This is a genomic window from Yoonia sp. R2331, assembly GCF_041103235.1.
Classification (GTDB): Bacteria; Pseudomonadota; Alphaproteobacteria; order Rhodobacterales; family Rhodobacteraceae; genus CANMYO01.
The window spans coordinates 473,708-488,971 of the sequence record NZ_JBGCUN010000001.1 but is presented as its reverse complement, the minus strand read 5'-3'; the positions used below and the strand labels follow the sequence as shown (position 1 = coordinate 488,971).

Sequence of the window (15,264 nt, the reverse complement as noted above, 5' to 3'; positions counted from 1 at the left end):
CGATGAAGCCGACACCAAATCAACGCCTGTCAAACAGGGCCATGGCCTTTGTGCTTGCCGGGGGTCGTGGGAGCCGCCTGAAAGAGCTGACAGATACCCGCGCCAAACCTGCCGTCTACTTTGGCGGCAAGACCCGGATCATCGACTTTGCCCTGTCCAACGCGCTGAATTCCGGCATCCGCAAGATGGCGATTGCCACGCAGTACAAGGCCCATTCGCTGATCCGCCACTGCCAGCGCGGCTGGGGCTTTCTGCGCGCGGAACGCAACGAATACCTTGATATCCTGCCCGCTTCGCAGCGCATATCAGAGGAAAAATGGTATCTCGGCACCGCTGATGCCGTGGCCCAGAACATTGATATTATCGACAGCTATGACGTTGATTTCATTGTCGTCCTTGCGGGCGATCACATCTACAAGATGGACTATGAAATAATGTTGCAGCAGCACCTTGATAGCGGTGCGGATGTGACCATCGGCTGCTTGACCGTCCCCCGGATGGAAGCGACGGCCTTTGGCGTCATGCACTGCGACACCAAGGACCGGATCACCGCCTTTCTTGAAAAGCCCGCTGATCCGCCCTGCATCCCCGGTGACGCTGATCATGCGCTTGCCTCGATGGGCATTTATGTCTTCCGCTGGGAATTCCTGCGCGAATTACTGCTGGCGGACATGGCCGACAAAAAGTCCAGCCATGACTTTGGCAACGACATCATTCCGCACATCGTCAAGAACGGCAAAGCCATGGCACACCGGTTCGAGGATAGCTGTGTCACCAGCGGGTTGGAAACTGAACCCTATTGGCGTGATGTGGGCACGATTGATGCCTTCTGGCGGGCCAACATCGACCTGACCAGCTTTACCCCGCCGCTTGATCTGTATGACACAAGCTGGCCGATCTGGACCTATGCCGAAAGCGTGCCACCGGCCAAATTCATCCACAACGAAGAGGGGCGGCGCGGTAATGCAGTCTCCTCGATGGTGTCCGGCAACTGCATCATCTCCGGCTCTGAAATCAAAGAATCGCTGCTGTTCACGGGGGTTCGCACGCATTCGTTCAGCTCGCTTGATCGCGTGGTGGCCCTGCCCCATGTGGAGGTGAACCGCAAAGCCCAGCTTAAGGATGTGGTGCTGGATCGCGGCGTTGTGGTGCCCGAGGGCCTTGTCGTTGGCGAAGACCCCGAAGAAGACGCCAAGTGGTTCCGCCGCACCGACAGTGGCGTGGTGCTGATCACTGCGCCGATGCTGGCGCGCCGCGCGGCAGAGCTTGGCTGACATGGGCGGTCGGGTTCTGTCGGTCGCCTCAGAGGTGGTGCCGTTTATCAAAACCGGCGGGTTGGCGGACGTGGCAGGCGCCCTGCCCGCCGCCTTGGCCGATCACGGCTGGGACATGCGCACGCTGATGCCGGGCTATCGCGGGCTGATCAAAAAAACCAAGGCCAGACATGTGCTGTGGTCGAGCGATGACCTGTTCGGTGGTCCGGCGACAGTTAAGACCGGGGCGCTGGATGGGCAGTCGGTGATGCTGCTGGACGCGCCGCATCTCTATGACCGCGCAGGCGGCCCTTACGGCGACCCCGACGACTTCAAGGACAATGCCCTGCGCTTTGCCGCGCTGTCCTGGGCCGCCGCCCAGATCGCGCAGCACGGGCTGACCGATGGCTGGACGCCCGATGTGCTAAACGCGCACGACTGGCAAGCAGGCTTTGCCCCGGCCTATCTGCGCTTTGCGGGGTCATCGGTGAAGACCGTCATGACCGTTCACAACATCGCGTTTCAGGGCAATGCATCTGCCGCGATGCTCGGGCAATTGATGTTGCCATTTGATCAATTCAACACGGAATGCCTGGAATACTGGGGGCATTTGTCCTCGCTCAAGGCCGGGCTGGTCACCGCGGACGCCATCACCACCGTCAGCCCCACTTACGCGGCAGAGTTGATGCGCCCGGAATTCGGCATGGGGCTGGATGGGGTCATCGCCAACCGGGCGGCTGATCTGCACGGCATCCTGAACGGTGTTGATGACACCGTCTGGAACCCGCAAACCGACCCAGAGGCGAAACCATATACCGCCAAGTCGCTGACCGGCAAAGCCGCCAATCGCAAGGCACTGATGGCCGAATTCGGCCTCAAGGGGATCAAGGGGCCGCTGGCCATCATCGTCAGCCGCCTGACTGAACAGAAAGGTATCGACCTGCTGGCGGGCACGATCCCCGCCTTTATCGCGGGTGGTGGTGGGCTAGCGGTGCTCGGCTCCGGCGCTGCCTATCTGGAAGAACAGCTCAAGGATTTGGCCATGGCGCATCCGGGCAAGGTTGGTCTGCGCATTGGCTATGATGAGGCGCTGAGCCACCGGATGTTTGCAGGCGGCGATGCGGTGCTGGTGCCCAGCCGCTTTGAACCCTGTGGGCTGACACAGTTGTACGGGCTGCGCTATGGCACAATCCCGGTGGTCGCGGCCACCGGCGGGCTGGCGGACACGGTGATTGATGCCAATCCGATGGCCGTCGCGGACAAGGTTGCCACCGGCATTCAGTTCCACCCCGTCGACCAGATCGCGTTCGCCCATGCGCTGCAGCGCCTGCTGGCGCTTCATGCCGAAAAGTCACTCTGGCGTGTCATGCAGAAACGCGGGATGACGCAGGCGCTCGGCTGGGCTACATCCTCGGGCAAATACGCGAAACTGTATGAAAGCCTGATTGCGTGAATGCCCACCTGACGACCGACCTGCCGACCCAGCTCAAGGACCACCCGCTGTCTTCGGGCAAGCCGCACCCCTTGGGCGCGACGTTTGATGGGCAAGGCGTAAACTTTGCGGTGTTTTCCGAAAACGCCGAACGGATAGAGCTGTGCCTTTTCAGCGACGATGGCCGCAAGGAACGCGCGCGCATCCCGCTGACCGAACGTGACGGCGATGTCTGGCACATCTACGTCACCGGCCTGCACCCCGGCGCAAAATACGGCTTTCGCGTGCATGGCGCCTATGCGCCGGACAAAGGCCACCGCTTCAACCCCAACAAGCTGCTGCTTGACCCCTATGCCAAGCGCATCTTCGGCAAGTATCGCTGGTCGGACGCGATGATGGGCTACAAGGTCGGCAGCGCCCGCGAAGACCTGAGCTTTGATTCCCGCGACAGCGCGTTCTGCGTGCCGCGCTCCATGGTGGTGGACCCGTCATTCAACTGGGGCAACGACGCACCGCCTGCGATTTCACGTTCCGAAACAGTGCTTTACGAAGCTCACGCCAAAGGGCTGACCGCGCGGATGCCGGGCGTGCCGCATGATGTGCGCGGCAAGTTTCTGGGGATGTGCAGCGAACCGGTGCTGGACCACCTGACCAAGCTTGGGATCACCACCGTGCAACTGATGCCTGCCCAGGCCTTCATGGATGAACAATTCCTGACCGAAAAGGGCATGCGCAACTTCTGGGGCTACAATACCATCGGCTTTTTCGCACCAGAGCCGCGCTATATGACCGATCAGGGCATCTGGGAATTTCAGACCATGGTGCGCCGCCTGCATAGCGCCGGGATCGAGGTGGTCTTGGACGTGGTCTATAACCACACCGCCGAGGGCAATCAGATGGGCCCGACCGTCTGCCACCGCGGATTTGACAACCTGTCCTACTATCGCCTGACCGAAGACAAGCGGTTCTATCTCAATGACACCGGCACGGGTAACGTGCTGAACATGCAGCACCCGATGGTGCTGCGCATGATGATGGACAGCCTGCGTTACTGGGTCGAGGTCATGCATGTGGACGGCTTCCGCTTTGATCTGGCGACCTCGCTTGCGCGGGAAGATGACGGCTTTGACCGGCAGGGCGGTTTTCTGGATGCGATCCGGCAAGACCCGGTGCTGAGCCGGGTAAAGCTGATTGCAGAGCCATGGGATCTTGGCCCCGGCGGCTACCAACTGGGCGCGTTCCCGCATCCGTTTCTAGAATTCAACGACAAATTCCGCGATGGCGTGCGCAAGTATTGGCGCGGCGACAGCGGCATGGTGCCCGACTTTTCCAAGCGCATCCTTGGCAGCGCCGAACAATTCGACCATTCCGGCCGCGCCGCCACCACCTCGATCAACTTCGTCTCTGTGCACGACGGCTTTTGCCTTGAAGACGTGGTCAGCTACAACGTCAAGCACAACGCCGCCAATGGCGAAGACAACCGCGACGGCAAGGACGACAATTATTCCGACAATATGGGCGTCGAAGGGCCAACCGAAGACCCCGCGATCCGCGCCGCCCGCGACCAGCGCAAGCGCAACTTTCTGGCGACAATCTTTTTGTCACAGGGCACGCCGCTATTGCTGGCCGGCGATGAGATCGGCAATACCCAGAACGGCAACAACAACACCTTTGGTCAGGACAATGAATTGGGCTGGGTGAACTGGGACAAGCCCGATATGGCGCTGCTTGACTTCGTTCAGCGCCTCGCCGCCCTGCGGCGCAAACATACCGTGCTGCGCCAGATTCGTTTCCTGCATTCGCGCCAGCGCGTCCGCGATGGCATCCCCGATCTGTTCTGGCGTCTGCCTGACGGTAACACGCCCCGCGCCGAAGACTGGCAAGACCCCACCTGGAAAGCACTTTGCGTTGAGGTCCGCACATCTTCGGGCACACCTGAATATGCCGCATCGGACGATGTGCTGTTTCTGACCTTCAACAGTGGGCCAGAGACCGAAGTCCACCTGCCGCCCGCCTTTCGCGGAAAACCGTGGGAACTGGTGCTCAACACAGCTCGGCCAGACGATGGCGCAGTGTGCATCCCCGGCCAGTCCACCGTGATCGACGCGCACAGCGTCTGCGTCTTTGCCTGTTCTGCCACCTGAAAGGAGCCTGCCCATGCAAGTGACCGAAGTTGCGACACAACCGATCGAAGGCCAAAAGCCCGGAACCTCTGGCCTGCGCAAAAAGACGCGGGTGTTCATGGGGCGGCACTACCTTGAGAATTTCGTGCAAAGCATCTTTGACGGCATCGGTGGTGCTGCGGGCAAGACCTTTGTGCTGGGCGGTGACGGGCGGTTCTTTAACAAACGTGCCGCTCAGGTGATCCTGCGCATGGCCGCCGCCAATGGGGCCGCACATGTGTTCGTCGGGCGCGACGCGCTGCTGTCGACGCCAGCGGCCAGCCACCTGATCCGGCTTAACAAGACCGACGGCGGCATCATCATGTCCGCCAGCCACAACCCCGGCGGCGAAGACGAGGATTTTGGCGTCAAATTCAACATGTCCAACGGCGGCCCCGCCCCTGAAGCGGTGACAGAGGCGATGTTCGCCCGCACCAAGGACATCACCTCTTACAAGATGCTCGAGGCGCAAGACGTTGACATTTCGACTGTCGGGGAAACCAGCTTGGGCGCGATGAAGGTCACCGTTGCCGACCCGGTGGCCGACTACGCCGACCTGATGGAGACGCTGTTTGATTTTGACGCGATCCGCGCCATGATCGCGGGTGGTTTCCGCATCAGCTTTGACGCCATGTGTGCGATCACGGGGCCTTATGCCACTGAAATCATTGAAAACCGTCTGGGTGCCGCACCGGGTACCGTGGTGCATGGCACGCCCTTGCCTGACTTTGGTGGCATGCACCCCGACCCCAACCCAACTTGGGCGCACGAGTTGATGGCGACGATGAACGGTGCGGATGCGCCCGACTTCGGCGCTGCCTCTGATGGCGATGGCGACCGCAATATGATCGTCGGCCCGCGCGTCTATGTCAGCCCCTCAGACAGCCTTGCCGTGCTGGCGGCCAACGCGCATCTGGCCAAGGGGTACACTGCGGGGCTTGCCGGTGTCGCGCGCTCTATGCCGACGTCTGCCGCCGCCGACCGCGTGGCAGAGGCGATGGGCCTGCCCTGCTATGAAACGCCAACGGGGTGGAAGTTCTTTGGCAATCTGATGGACGATGGCCGCGTGACACTCTGTGGCGAAGAAAGCTTTGGCACCGGGTCCAGCCACGTCCGCGAAAAGGACGGGCTTTGGGCCGTGCTGATGTGGCTCAACATCCTTGCTGTGCGCAAGCAAAGCGTGGGCGAGGTGTTGCAGGATCATTGGGCGCGCTTTGGCCGCAATTTCTATTCCCGTCACGACTTTGAAGGCATCGAAACGGACAAGGCCGACGCAATGATTACTGCCTTGCGGGACAGGCTGGCATCGCTGCCCGGTTACACCGTCGCCGGCCTGACGGTCGCGGATGCCGATGATTACGCCTACAACGATCCCGTCGATGGCTCGGTCTCGGCCAATCAGGGCGTGCGGGTGATCTTTGAAGGCGGCGCGCGCTTTGTGATCCGCCTGTCCGGCACGGGCACCTCAGGGGCCACGATGCGGCTTTATCTTGAGGCGCTTGAAACCGACCCCGCAAAGTTCGATCAGGATCCGCAAGAGGCGCTGGCGTCGATCATCACGGCTGCGCACAACATCGCCCAAATCACTGCCCATACCGGACGGATTGACCCTGACGTTATGACCTAGGCGGCGCGAGCGAGCCGCGTTCGATGATCTGGGTTTCGAACAGCGCGCTTTCGGCGGGCTTGCCCGCAAGCCGCGCCAACAGAATCGCGGCTGCTGCGCGGCCCATCTCGAACTGCGGCACGCGCACCGTGGTCAAGGCCGGGTGGCAGACCAGCGACAACCCGATGTCATCAAAACCGGTGACCGAGACATCATCCGGCACCGCCACCCCCATCTGCCGGGCGCGCACCACGGCCCCTGCGGCCAGCACATCGCTGCCACCGATGATCGCGGTGGGCCGTGCCGCCCAAACGGTGTCAAAGGCATCGCCTGCGGGGTCCAGCAGATAGGGTGCCTCGGCCAGCGCCACCAGTTCTGCCCCGTCGCGCGCTGCAACGGCCCCACGCACACCCGCGATACGCTCTGACACGCGGTCATTGCCTGCGCTCACGCCCGCAATCATCGCGATCTTGCGGTGGCCCATATCCAGCACCTTGTCGGTCATGGCCTGTGCCGCGCGCCGGTTGTCGAACCCCGCAAACAACCCTTCGTCCGCGGCCCCCGTTGTCCATGCCTTGACATGTGGCACGTTGCGCAGCGCCAGAAACCGGCTTGTTTCTTCTGGCCGCTCGGTGCCGATCAACATCAGCCCCGACGCGCCCTGCGTCATCAGCGCCCTGATCTGGCGCAGCTCTGCTTGTGGGTCATAGCCTGTTGTGGCCACCAGCAGGGTCACGCCTGCCTCTGACAGCGCTTCCTGAAAGGCCTGCATCCCGCTGGCAAACATTGCATTTGCCATCGTCGGGATCACCGCGCCTACCGTCTTGAACCGGCTTGATGCCATTGCGCGCGCGCCGAAGTGCGGCGTGTAACCCAGCGCCTCGATGGCGGCATTGATCCGTTCGCGCGTGCTTTTGGCGACCTTGTCGGGGTCGTTGATCGCGCGGCTGATCGTGGCAGTGCTGACCCCGGCAGCACGGGCCACATCACCAATCGACGGTGTCTGAATGCCTGTCATGCGCTCCCCCTCACAGGCTGCTGATAACACACCCGGTGTCCCCGCAATAGCCGCGGATGCAATGATGAAAATGGGGCTTGCGAAACGTCGCTTTCAAACGCAGTATGCAAGCGCTTTCTACGGCGGACACTTTTGTGAATCACCGTGATCGTCAGTGCTGCGATTTTCGCCGCTGACTTGTGTGCGTAGGCGGGGATCAGGTTTTGGGAGGAGCCCCCCGTCTGCGGACCACACCCTAGGGTCAGGACCCTAGGACAGCACGGCCAACCCATCCGCGCCGAAAAAGTGCAGATCATCCGCCGACAACTGTAACCCAACCTGATCACCCGGTGCCAGATCGCTGTTGCCAGTCACCCGCACGGTGACCTGACCCAGATCACCGCAGGCCAGAATGACAAAGGTATCCGCGCCCAGATATTCCAGCACATCCACCGTGCCATCAATCTGACCACTGCCGGGGGCACCCAGCGTGATATGCTCGGGCCGAATGCCCAGATGCGTGGCAGGCGCGCTGCGCCCGTAAGCGCCACCGCGATGGCCTGACAGCGCATAGGCGTCACCGGATGTCTGGCAGGGCATCACATTCATGCGCGGGCTGCCGATAAACTGCGCCACAAACAGGTTTGCAGGCCGCTCGTACAGCTCGCGCGGGCTACCCACTTGCGCAATCTTGCCCGCATCAAGCACCACAATCCGGTCCGCCAGCGTCATCGCCTCGACCTGATCGTGGGTGACATAAATCATCGTGGTCTTGAGCGACTGATGCAACTTGGCAATCTCGTATCGCATCTCGACCCGCAAAGAGGCGTCAAGGTTCGAAAGCGGTTCGTCAAACAGGAACGCCGTGGGGTCGCGCACGATTGACCGGCCGATTGCCACGCGCTGGCGCTGCCCCCCCGACAGGTCCTTGGGCCGCCGGTCCATGTAGTCGTCCAGCTTCAGCACACGCGCGGCCTCGTTCACCTTGGCGTCAATGTCTTCCTTCGGCAGCCCCGCCGATTTCAGCGGAAAGCCCACATTGTCGCGCACCGACATATGCGGATAAAGCGCGTAAGACTGGAACACCATCGCCAGCCCCCGCTTGCTGGGCGGCTCTGCGGTCGCATCGCGGTCGCCCACCATGATCTGCCCGCGAGAGGTTTCCTCCAGCCCCGCTATCATCCGCAACAAGGTCGATTTTCCGCAGCCCGATGGGCCCACGAAGATGATGAACTCGCCCTCTTCCATTGCCAGATCAACACCTTTGATGACCTGCACATTGCCAAACCATTTTTCGACGGATCGTAGCTCTATCGAAGACATCAGGCCGCCCCTTGTTGCTGGGTTGTTTCACGTTCACGCCCGGCCCAGGTCAGCCAGATCGCCGCCGTCCAAGTGAAATCGGCACCGCCACAGGGGGTCATATCCACCGGGTCGAAATATTCATAGAAACCGTGCTTGCGGATCAGCGCCGCCGTCTCGGCCCGCAGCCGTTCGGACAGATCCGCATGACCGCTTTCAGTCAGGCCAAGCGCAATCAGCGCATTGACCACCGGCCATGTCGGCCCGCGCCAATAACGGCGCGGATCGAAAATCTTGTTTTCCGGATCGGCCGAGGGGATGCCGTAATTGACCGCATCCCAGGCCCGCATCAGTTCTGCATCCAACCGCGGGTTCCCGGCACCCGCGACATAGGCCAGAAACGCACCCGACCCCAGCACACCTGCAAATGCATCCGTGCGCAGGTTGCGCGCGTCATAGGCACCCAGCGCATCGTTCCAGATCAGCGGCAAGGCAGAGCGTAGCTCGGTCGCCCAAGCCTCCAGCGTGCTGACATCCTCGCCCAGCGCTCGGCCGATCGCTGCCAAATCCTCATGCGCGCGCAGCAGAACAAAGGTGATGCCGGGATCAGCCATCAGAAACGGCCCTTCGGCCACGATCCGGGCCTGATCCCACCCCGTCTCGCGCCCGAACTGCAGCATCGCGATATAGCGGTCGTAGTCTTCCTTGCCGGGCCGCATCTCGGGGTCGACATGGCCTGTGTCGCGACGCGTGTAGTCGCCGACACGCGACCCATCGACACCTGCCATGCCGATATCCCAATCGGGGCAATTGTCGCGCCCGCTTTCCCACGGGTGGGTGATCGCGACCGGTCCGGTGGTGCAGCGGAAATCATGCCACCAGCGGTGCCATGCGACCAGCTTGGGGAAAAGCGCCTTGATCCGCGCTGTGCCCGCCGCCTCATCCGCCGCCCATATCTGGCGCGCAATGATGGCCGCAACCGGCGGCTGGCTGATGCCCGAAGATGCGGGCGTGCGGCCCGTGCCCCAGACATCCGGTCCAGGGAAATAACCCGGATCGGACTGGTGGAAAATGATATGCGGCACCATCCCATCGTCCCACTGGCTCGCCATCAGCGTGTCCAGCTCGTCCCAGGCCCGGCCAATATCAAAGGTCGAAAACCCCCAGGCCGCAAAGGCGCTGTCCCAGTTCCACTGATAGGGATAAAGCCCATGGGTCGGCACGGTATAACCACCCCTGTCATTGCGTCGCAGGATTGCGCGCGCCTCGTCATCAAGGTTCATCCTTTGACACTCCCCGCCGTCAGGCCCTTGGTCATGAATTTTTCCAGCCCCAGAAACAGCGCCATAATCGGCACGGTGGCAATCACCGAGCCCGCCATCAGATGCTGGCGCGGAATTTCCGAGGAATTAAGCGACGCGATCCCCCGCGTCAGTGTGAATTTCGATGGGTCATCCAGCAGCATGAAGGCCAGCAGGAACTCGTTCCAGGCGATCATGAAAACATAAAGCGAAACAGAGGCCAGCGCCGGCAGCGACAGCGGCAAGGTGATCTTCCAGATCACCTTTAGCCGGCTCAGCCCATCCATCAGCCCCGCCTCTTCGATCTCGGCGGGCAGCCCACGGAAATAGCCCTGCAACATGTATAGCGCCACGGGGATCGTGGTGACCGGATAGATCATGATGATCCCGCCCAGCGAATTGCGCAGGCCGGTCATGGAAAAGGCGATGTAGATCGGCAACGCCAGCACGATCATCGGCACCATATAGATCAGCAGGATCGACCGTGAAAACGCCGCCTGCCCCCGGAACCGCAACCGCGCCACCGCATAGGCACCGGGGATCGCAAAGGCCAGCGTGATGAACACCGTCAGCACAGAGATCACGAAGGAATTGAACAGATAGGTGCCGAAATTGAACTGCCGGAACAGCTCATCATAAGACCGCAACAGCCCCCAGCCCTTGCTCAGGTCGATTGAGAAATCGAGCGGGTTCTGGATCAGCTCTGCCTGGTTCTTCAGGCTGGTCATCACCATCACATAAAACGGGATCAGCACAATCGCGGTGAAGAAGATATAGCCAAAGCCGGTCAGGAACCGGATCACTGCTGCCTCAAACTCATGCCGGGTCAGCGCGCCGGGGGTGATGTCGGTCAGAATCACCGCCGTCGACACCGCAAAGCTGCCCGCCAGAATGACCGCCCCAATCACTTGCGCCACACCGCCAACACCCGCGCCGGTCAACATCGGCCCGATGCCTGCCAGCACCAGCGCCACAATCGCCGCGCCAATCAGTGCCTGCATCACCGCGCCGCGGCCCCAGGCCACGATCAGCGCACCACCCAAGCCACCCCACAACAACGAAAGCAGGATACCGGGGCGGAACGCATCGCCGGTGGCAAAGGACATCGCCACACCCACGGTCGTGGACAGGACCACCATCCACAACGCCCCCAGCACAGGGCCTGTCACATAGCCAAACCTCAGACCTTGCATTGCAGGTCCTCCTTCTTCTGGCCAAAATAATCCCGGGGGGAGTCCGCTTGCGGACGGGGGGCAGCGCCCCCCTGCCCCGCCCGCCGCAGGCGCGGACGCATCTGTGATGCGCCCCTCATAGCCCCTCCTCCCGGCTGATGAAGCGGAAGAAGAAGACCGAAAACAGCAGCAGACAGGCAAAGATCACCACGGCCACCGCCGCACCGGCGCCAATATTGCTGACCGCAAAGGCCTGCTCATAGACGTTCACCGTCAGCGTCCGGGTGCCCGCATTGCCCCCAGTCAGCAGGAAAATGTCGTCGAACTTGTTGAACGTCCAAATGAAGCGCAACAGGAATAGCACGCTTAAGATACCCAACAACTGCGGCACGCTCAGATACCAGAACTGCTGGAATGGGCTGGCCCCGTCCATGTCCGCGGCCTCATACATGTCGCTGTCTATCGACTGCATCCGGGCCAGGATGAACAGGAACGACAGCGGGAAATAGCGCCAGATTTCAAAGACTGTCACCATGATCAGCGCCAGCGGGCGCTCGCCAAAGAAATTGATCGCTTCCGTTGTTACACCCATCTGCACCAACAGCGCATTGGCACTGCCCGAAAACGGGTCGAACAGCAGAATCCAGGCGAAGGCCACCGCGATCACCGGGGCCACGTAAGGAAACAGATAAAGCCCCCGCAGAATGCCCTGCCCTTTGAAGGATTTGTTCAGCAGCAGCGCCGCAAACAGCCCAAACAGCAGCGCGCCGATGGTGCCAAAGACGGTGTAGAACAGGGTCACACCCAACACGCCCCAGAACTCATCCCCGTCAAAGACGCGGGCAAAGTTTTCCCATGTGAAGGTGGCATTGGTCAGCACATTGGCCCCACGCCCGATGGTCACAGCGTCGCTGTCCTGCGGGCGTTCGCCACCATCCAGATAAGCTTGCTCGATCTCGACAGGGATCATCAGGGTCTCGCGCAGCCCCGGCTCCCAATCGCCCAGATCGCAGAACAGATCGCGCCCCTCCAGCGTGCAACGCGGGTCCAGATCAGTGACCCTCAGCCCGGCGGGCAACACATCGCTGAAACTGACACCGGTGATCGGCTGGTCCTGACTGGAATTGCGCAGCCGGTAGCGGATATTGGCCTGATCGCCTACCGCCTCATCATCGCCACGGATGTCTTCGCGCAGCACCACTTCTGGCGGGCGCAGATCGGCCAGTGACACAGGCTTGACCGAGATCCAGAAAATCGCAAGCAGCGGCAGGATCACGACCAAGGCCACGGCGATCAACGTGGGCGACAGCAAGCCCCATGCCAGCCGCGCCTCGCGCCTGCCAAGTGGTCCGGTCCCTTTGGGTGGTGTCAGATCGGTCATGATGTCCGCCACATGGATTAAGATGCACCCCGCCCCGGACGCCACTGCGGGGGCCTGACTGTCGTATCATGGTCCCGGACAGGGTCCGGGACGGGGTCTTTGATTTATTGAACCGCCGCGATGGCTGCGTTCAACTCGGCCACTGTCGCTGCTGCGTCGCGTTCACCATCGATGAACTCGCGCACCAAACGGTTGATGACCTGGCTGTTGATGATCTTCGACGCCGTGGCCAATTGGCCTTCTTCGACGCCCCAGCGCTGTGCGACATCCAGACCGCCCACGATCTCGTCGATCATCGCCGCGTCATAAAGTTCACCCAATGGTGCCTTGCGGTCAACGCCCACATCCAGCGTGGCCCAAAGGTCTGCAAATGCTGTGGGGTTGTCGGCTGTGCCGCGCCGCACCGGGAACTTGCCCTCAGGCGCGATCGCAAGTGTCTGGCCATAGCCTTCGTCCAGCGAATACTGCACGAATTCCATCGCCGCATCGGTGGCTGCGTCAGAGGTGATGCCAAAGTAACGAACGTCACCCCATGCCGCACCATCGGGGTTCGACGGGCCGCTGAAGTTGGTCACGATACCCGTGGCCGCCGCCAGATCCCGGCTGGTGGGGTCATCGTTGATCGTGGGCGGGGCGCTGTCGCGCAGACCGGCCAATTCATCCAGGATGAATGGCGACCAGATAATCATCGCCGCATTGCCGCTGAAATACAGGCTGCGCGACTGATCCCAATACAGATCACCCGGCGGTGAAGCTTCGGCAATGGCCTTGTAGAACTCCAGCACCTCGATCGTTGCAGCCTCGTCCAGATCGGCCACGCCGTCCGCATCAACCGGGCTTACGCCGTTGGCGAGGAACACATGCTCCAGCACCTGAGACATGAAGTTCTCGTCGATCTTGGTGGCCGCGACAAAGCCATACATCTCAGGCGGGTTATGCAGAGCGTCAACAGCGGCCAGCACGTTGGCAAAGGATGTCGGTGCCTCAAGGCCCGCTTCGTCAAACTTGTCCTTGCGGTAGACGATCATCTGCGTCCAGCCGTCCACCGGCACAGATGCGAAACCGTCGCCCGTGTCCGCCATCGTCAGCGCGCCGGGGGCAAAGGTATCCGCGCCCAACATCTCGACCACGTCGGTGGCCGCGTCGATGTCCAGAATACCCGCTTCGGCCCAAGGGGCAGCATATTGCAGCGTATGATAGATCACATCCGGCAGATCGCCCGCGGCAAATGCAGCCGTTGCACGGGTGCCCAGGTCGTTCTCGCTGACCGGGATCACCTCCACGGTGTGGCCCGATGCGGCTGCAAAATCTGCCGCCATCTGTTCCTGCCGCGCCAGCCGTTCGGGCTGTTCCTCGGTGGTCCAGAACCGCAGCTCTTCGGCGCTGGCCGCCAGGGCTGACAGCACCAGTGCGCAGGCGGTTGTTGATAGGATTTTAGGCGTCGTTCTCATGGTATTCCTCCCAGTGGTCTTTTAGGTCCTGTGGTGTTTTGCGATCCGCGCAGCAAGCGCTGCACTGGTGCAGACGGGGGCCCGTGCGGACCCGCGATCCAAGTAGCGAGCTGTGGTCAGCTCGCGCAGTTTTTCGGGCGCTTCACCCTGAATACGGCGGATCAGAAACCCGCTCAGGCGTTGGCCGCAATCGGTGAAATCGACCGCATAGGTGGACAGTGCCGGTGCCATATGCGCGCCTTCGGGGATGCCATCATAGGCAATCACCGACAGCTCTGTGCCCACAGTCAGGCCGCGATCAGCAGCGGCGTTGTAGACCCCAAGGGCCGCCATATCGACGGCACAGACAATAGCTGTGGGCGGTGCCTTGGTGTCCAGCAATTCAGCCGCCGCCGCTGCGCCATCAGCGCGGGTCACGGCCCCTTCGCGCAGCAGGTCGGCGTCAATCGCCATGCCATTGCGGGCCATCGCATCCACAAAACCGCCGCGGCGCAGCGCGCTGTAGTTATAGGGCAGCCCGCCGCCAATATAGCCGATCCGCCGGTGGCCCAGTGCAAAAAGACGGTCGACCGCATCACCAATTGCACCTTCGCCGTCCACATCCAGCCACGCACAGCCGTGATCGTCGCCGGTGCGGCCAAACAGGACAAACGGCACCTCCATCGCGCGCAGCATCCGGATGCGCGGGTCGTCCCGCAGGGTCCGTTGCAGCACAAATCCATCGGCCTTGCGGTCCTGCAACATGGTCTGAAACGCCAACAGCGTGTCGCTGTCAGACGTCGAGGATGCAACCGTAAGTGTATAGCCCTCAGCACTGGCACCCAGCGACAGCCCCGCCAGAAACTCTGCCAAAAACGGCCGGTGCGCGTCATGTTCGCTGAGCTGGATCACCAGCCCCAGCGATTTGGTGCGCCCGGTCCGAATGGCCTGTGCGTGTGACAGCGGGCGATAACCCATCTTTTCGGCCATGCGTGTCACCCGCAGCCGCGTCGCATCTGCAATATCGGGATAGCCATTCAGCGCCCGGCTGACCGTCGATTTGGTCAGCCCAAGGGCCTGCGACATATCAGCGATAGTCACCCGTCGCTGCGCTTGTCTTTGGCCGATTCGCTCTTCGATCATTGGCACTTTTTGCCCCCCTGCCATCAAACCTGTTTGCCGAAACCGGTTTCGGCAAGGGGTTTTCTGCCACGCAGTCAGCAAGGCC

General features: G+C 61.6%; 11 protein-coding genes. 4 read left to right on the top strand and 7 right to left on the bottom strand.

Annotation, left to right across the window (positions count from 1 at the left end):
- Positions 1-2 precede the first annotated feature (2 nt).
- The 4 genes from glgC to AB3Y40_RS02455 are packed head-to-tail and all read left to right on the top strand — an operon-like array spanning position 3 to position 6,474.
- On the top strand, positions 3-1,274 hold the full coding sequence (gene glgC, locus AB3Y40_RS02470; RefSeq protein ID WP_369437220.1) for a glucose-1-phosphate adenylyltransferase: 1,272 nt from the start codon (positions 3-5) through the stop codon (positions 1,272-1,274).
- Position 1,275: 1 nt separating this feature from the next.
- Complete coding sequence (gene glgA / locus AB3Y40_RS02465; protein ID WP_369437219.1) at positions 1,276-2,706, top strand: glycogen synthase GlgA; 1,431 nt, start codon at positions 1,276-1,278, stop codon at positions 2,704-2,706.
- Positions 2,703-4,829: a glycogen debranching protein GlgX gene (glgX, locus tag AB3Y40_RS02460; RefSeq protein WP_369437218.1), complete on the top strand. Its 2,127-nt coding sequence runs from the start codon at positions 2,703-2,705 to the stop codon at positions 4,827-4,829. Before glgA ends, glgX begins: the two co-directional genes overlap by 4 nt.
- A gap of 13 nt (positions 4,830-4,842) precedes the next feature.
- On the top strand, positions 4,843-6,474 hold the full coding sequence (locus AB3Y40_RS02455; RefSeq protein ID WP_369437217.1) for an alpha-D-glucose phosphate-specific phosphoglucomutase: 1,632 nt from the start codon (positions 4,843-4,845) through the stop codon (positions 6,472-6,474).
- Here the strand turns inward: AB3Y40_RS02455 and AB3Y40_RS02450 are convergent.
- The 7 genes from AB3Y40_RS02450 to AB3Y40_RS02420 all read right to left on the bottom strand — a co-directional run bounded on the left by AB3Y40_RS02450 (position 6,464) and on the right by AB3Y40_RS02420 (position 15,137).
- Positions 6,464-7,471 (bottom strand): LacI family DNA-binding transcriptional regulator, encoded by a 1,008-nt coding sequence (locus tag AB3Y40_RS02450; protein WP_369437216.1) that lies wholly within the window; start codon positions 7,469-7,471, stop codon positions 6,464-6,466. The two genes, AB3Y40_RS02455 and AB3Y40_RS02450, sit on opposite strands and share 11 nt — an antisense overlap.
- Before the next feature lie 249 nt (positions 7,472-7,720).
- Positions 7,721-8,773: an ABC transporter ATP-binding protein gene (locus AB3Y40_RS02445; RefSeq protein ID WP_369437215.1), complete on the bottom strand. Its 1,053-nt coding sequence runs from the start codon at positions 8,771-8,773 to the stop codon at positions 7,721-7,723.
- On the bottom strand, positions 8,773-10,035 hold the full coding sequence (locus AB3Y40_RS02440; RefSeq protein WP_369437214.1) for an MGH1-like glycoside hydrolase domain-containing protein: 1,263 nt from the start codon (positions 10,033-10,035) through the stop codon (positions 8,773-8,775). Before AB3Y40_RS02440 ends, AB3Y40_RS02445 begins: the two co-directional genes overlap by 1 nt.
- A complete protein-coding gene (locus AB3Y40_RS02435; protein WP_369437213.1) occupies positions 10,032-11,246 on the bottom strand; it encodes a carbohydrate ABC transporter permease in 1,215 nt (404 codons plus the stop codon). The genes AB3Y40_RS02440 and AB3Y40_RS02435 overlap by 4 nt, the downstream gene beginning before the upstream one ends.
- A 115-nt stretch (positions 11,247-11,361) precedes the next feature.
- The gene (locus tag AB3Y40_RS02430; RefSeq protein ID WP_369437212.1) at positions 11,362-12,606 is read right to left on the bottom strand and encodes a carbohydrate ABC transporter permease; all 1,245 of its coding nucleotides are present in this window, start codon (positions 12,604-12,606) and stop codon (positions 11,362-11,364) included.
- A 104-nt stretch (positions 12,607-12,710) separates the two neighbouring features.
- Positions 12,711-14,057 carry an ABC transporter substrate-binding protein gene (locus AB3Y40_RS02425; protein ID WP_369437211.1) on the bottom strand — a complete coding sequence of 449 codons (1,347 nt, stop codon included), beginning with the start codon at positions 14,055-14,057 and terminating at the stop codon, positions 12,711-12,713.
- 21 nt (positions 14,058-14,078) lie between these two features.
- Positions 14,079-15,137: a LacI family DNA-binding transcriptional regulator gene (locus AB3Y40_RS02420; protein WP_369437210.1), complete on the bottom strand. Its 1,059-nt coding sequence runs from the start codon at positions 15,135-15,137 to the stop codon at positions 14,079-14,081.
- Positions 15,138-15,264 lie beyond the last annotated feature (127 nt).

What these genes read in the sequence shown, in the direction of transcription:
- glgC (WP_369437220.1), top strand. Translation starts at nt 3, where the DNA reads ATGAAGCCGACACCAAATCAACGCCTGTCAAACAGGGCCATGGCCTTT.
- glgA (WP_369437219.1), top strand. Translation starts at nt 1,276, where the DNA reads ATGGGCGGTCGGGTTCTGTCGGTCGCCTCAGAGGTGGTGCCGTTTATC.
- AB3Y40_RS02455 (WP_369437217.1), top strand. Translation starts at nt 4,843, where the DNA reads ATGCAAGTGACCGAAGTTGCGACACAACCGATCGAAGGCCAAAAGCCC.
- AB3Y40_RS02450 (WP_369437216.1), bottom strand. Translation starts at nt 7,471, where the DNA reads ATGACAGGCATTCAGACACCGTCGATTGGTGATGTGGCCCGTGCTGCC.
- AB3Y40_RS02445 (WP_369437215.1), bottom strand. Translation starts at nt 8,773, where the DNA reads ATGTCTTCGATAGAGCTACGATCCGTCGAAAAATGGTTTGGCAATGTG.
- AB3Y40_RS02440 (WP_369437214.1), bottom strand. Translation starts at nt 10,035, where the DNA reads ATGAACCTTGATGACGAGGCGCGCGCAATCCTGCGACGCAATGACAGG.
- AB3Y40_RS02435 (WP_369437213.1), bottom strand. Translation starts at nt 11,246, where the DNA reads ATGCAAGGTCTGAGGTTTGGCTATGTGACAGGCCCTGTGCTGGGGGCG.
- AB3Y40_RS02430 (WP_369437212.1), bottom strand. Translation starts at nt 12,606, where the DNA reads ATGACCGATCTGACACCACCCAAAGGGACCGGACCACTTGGCAGGCGC.
- AB3Y40_RS02425 (WP_369437211.1), bottom strand. Translation starts at nt 14,057, where the DNA reads ATGAGAACGACGCCTAAAATCCTATCAACAACCGCCTGCGCACTGGTG.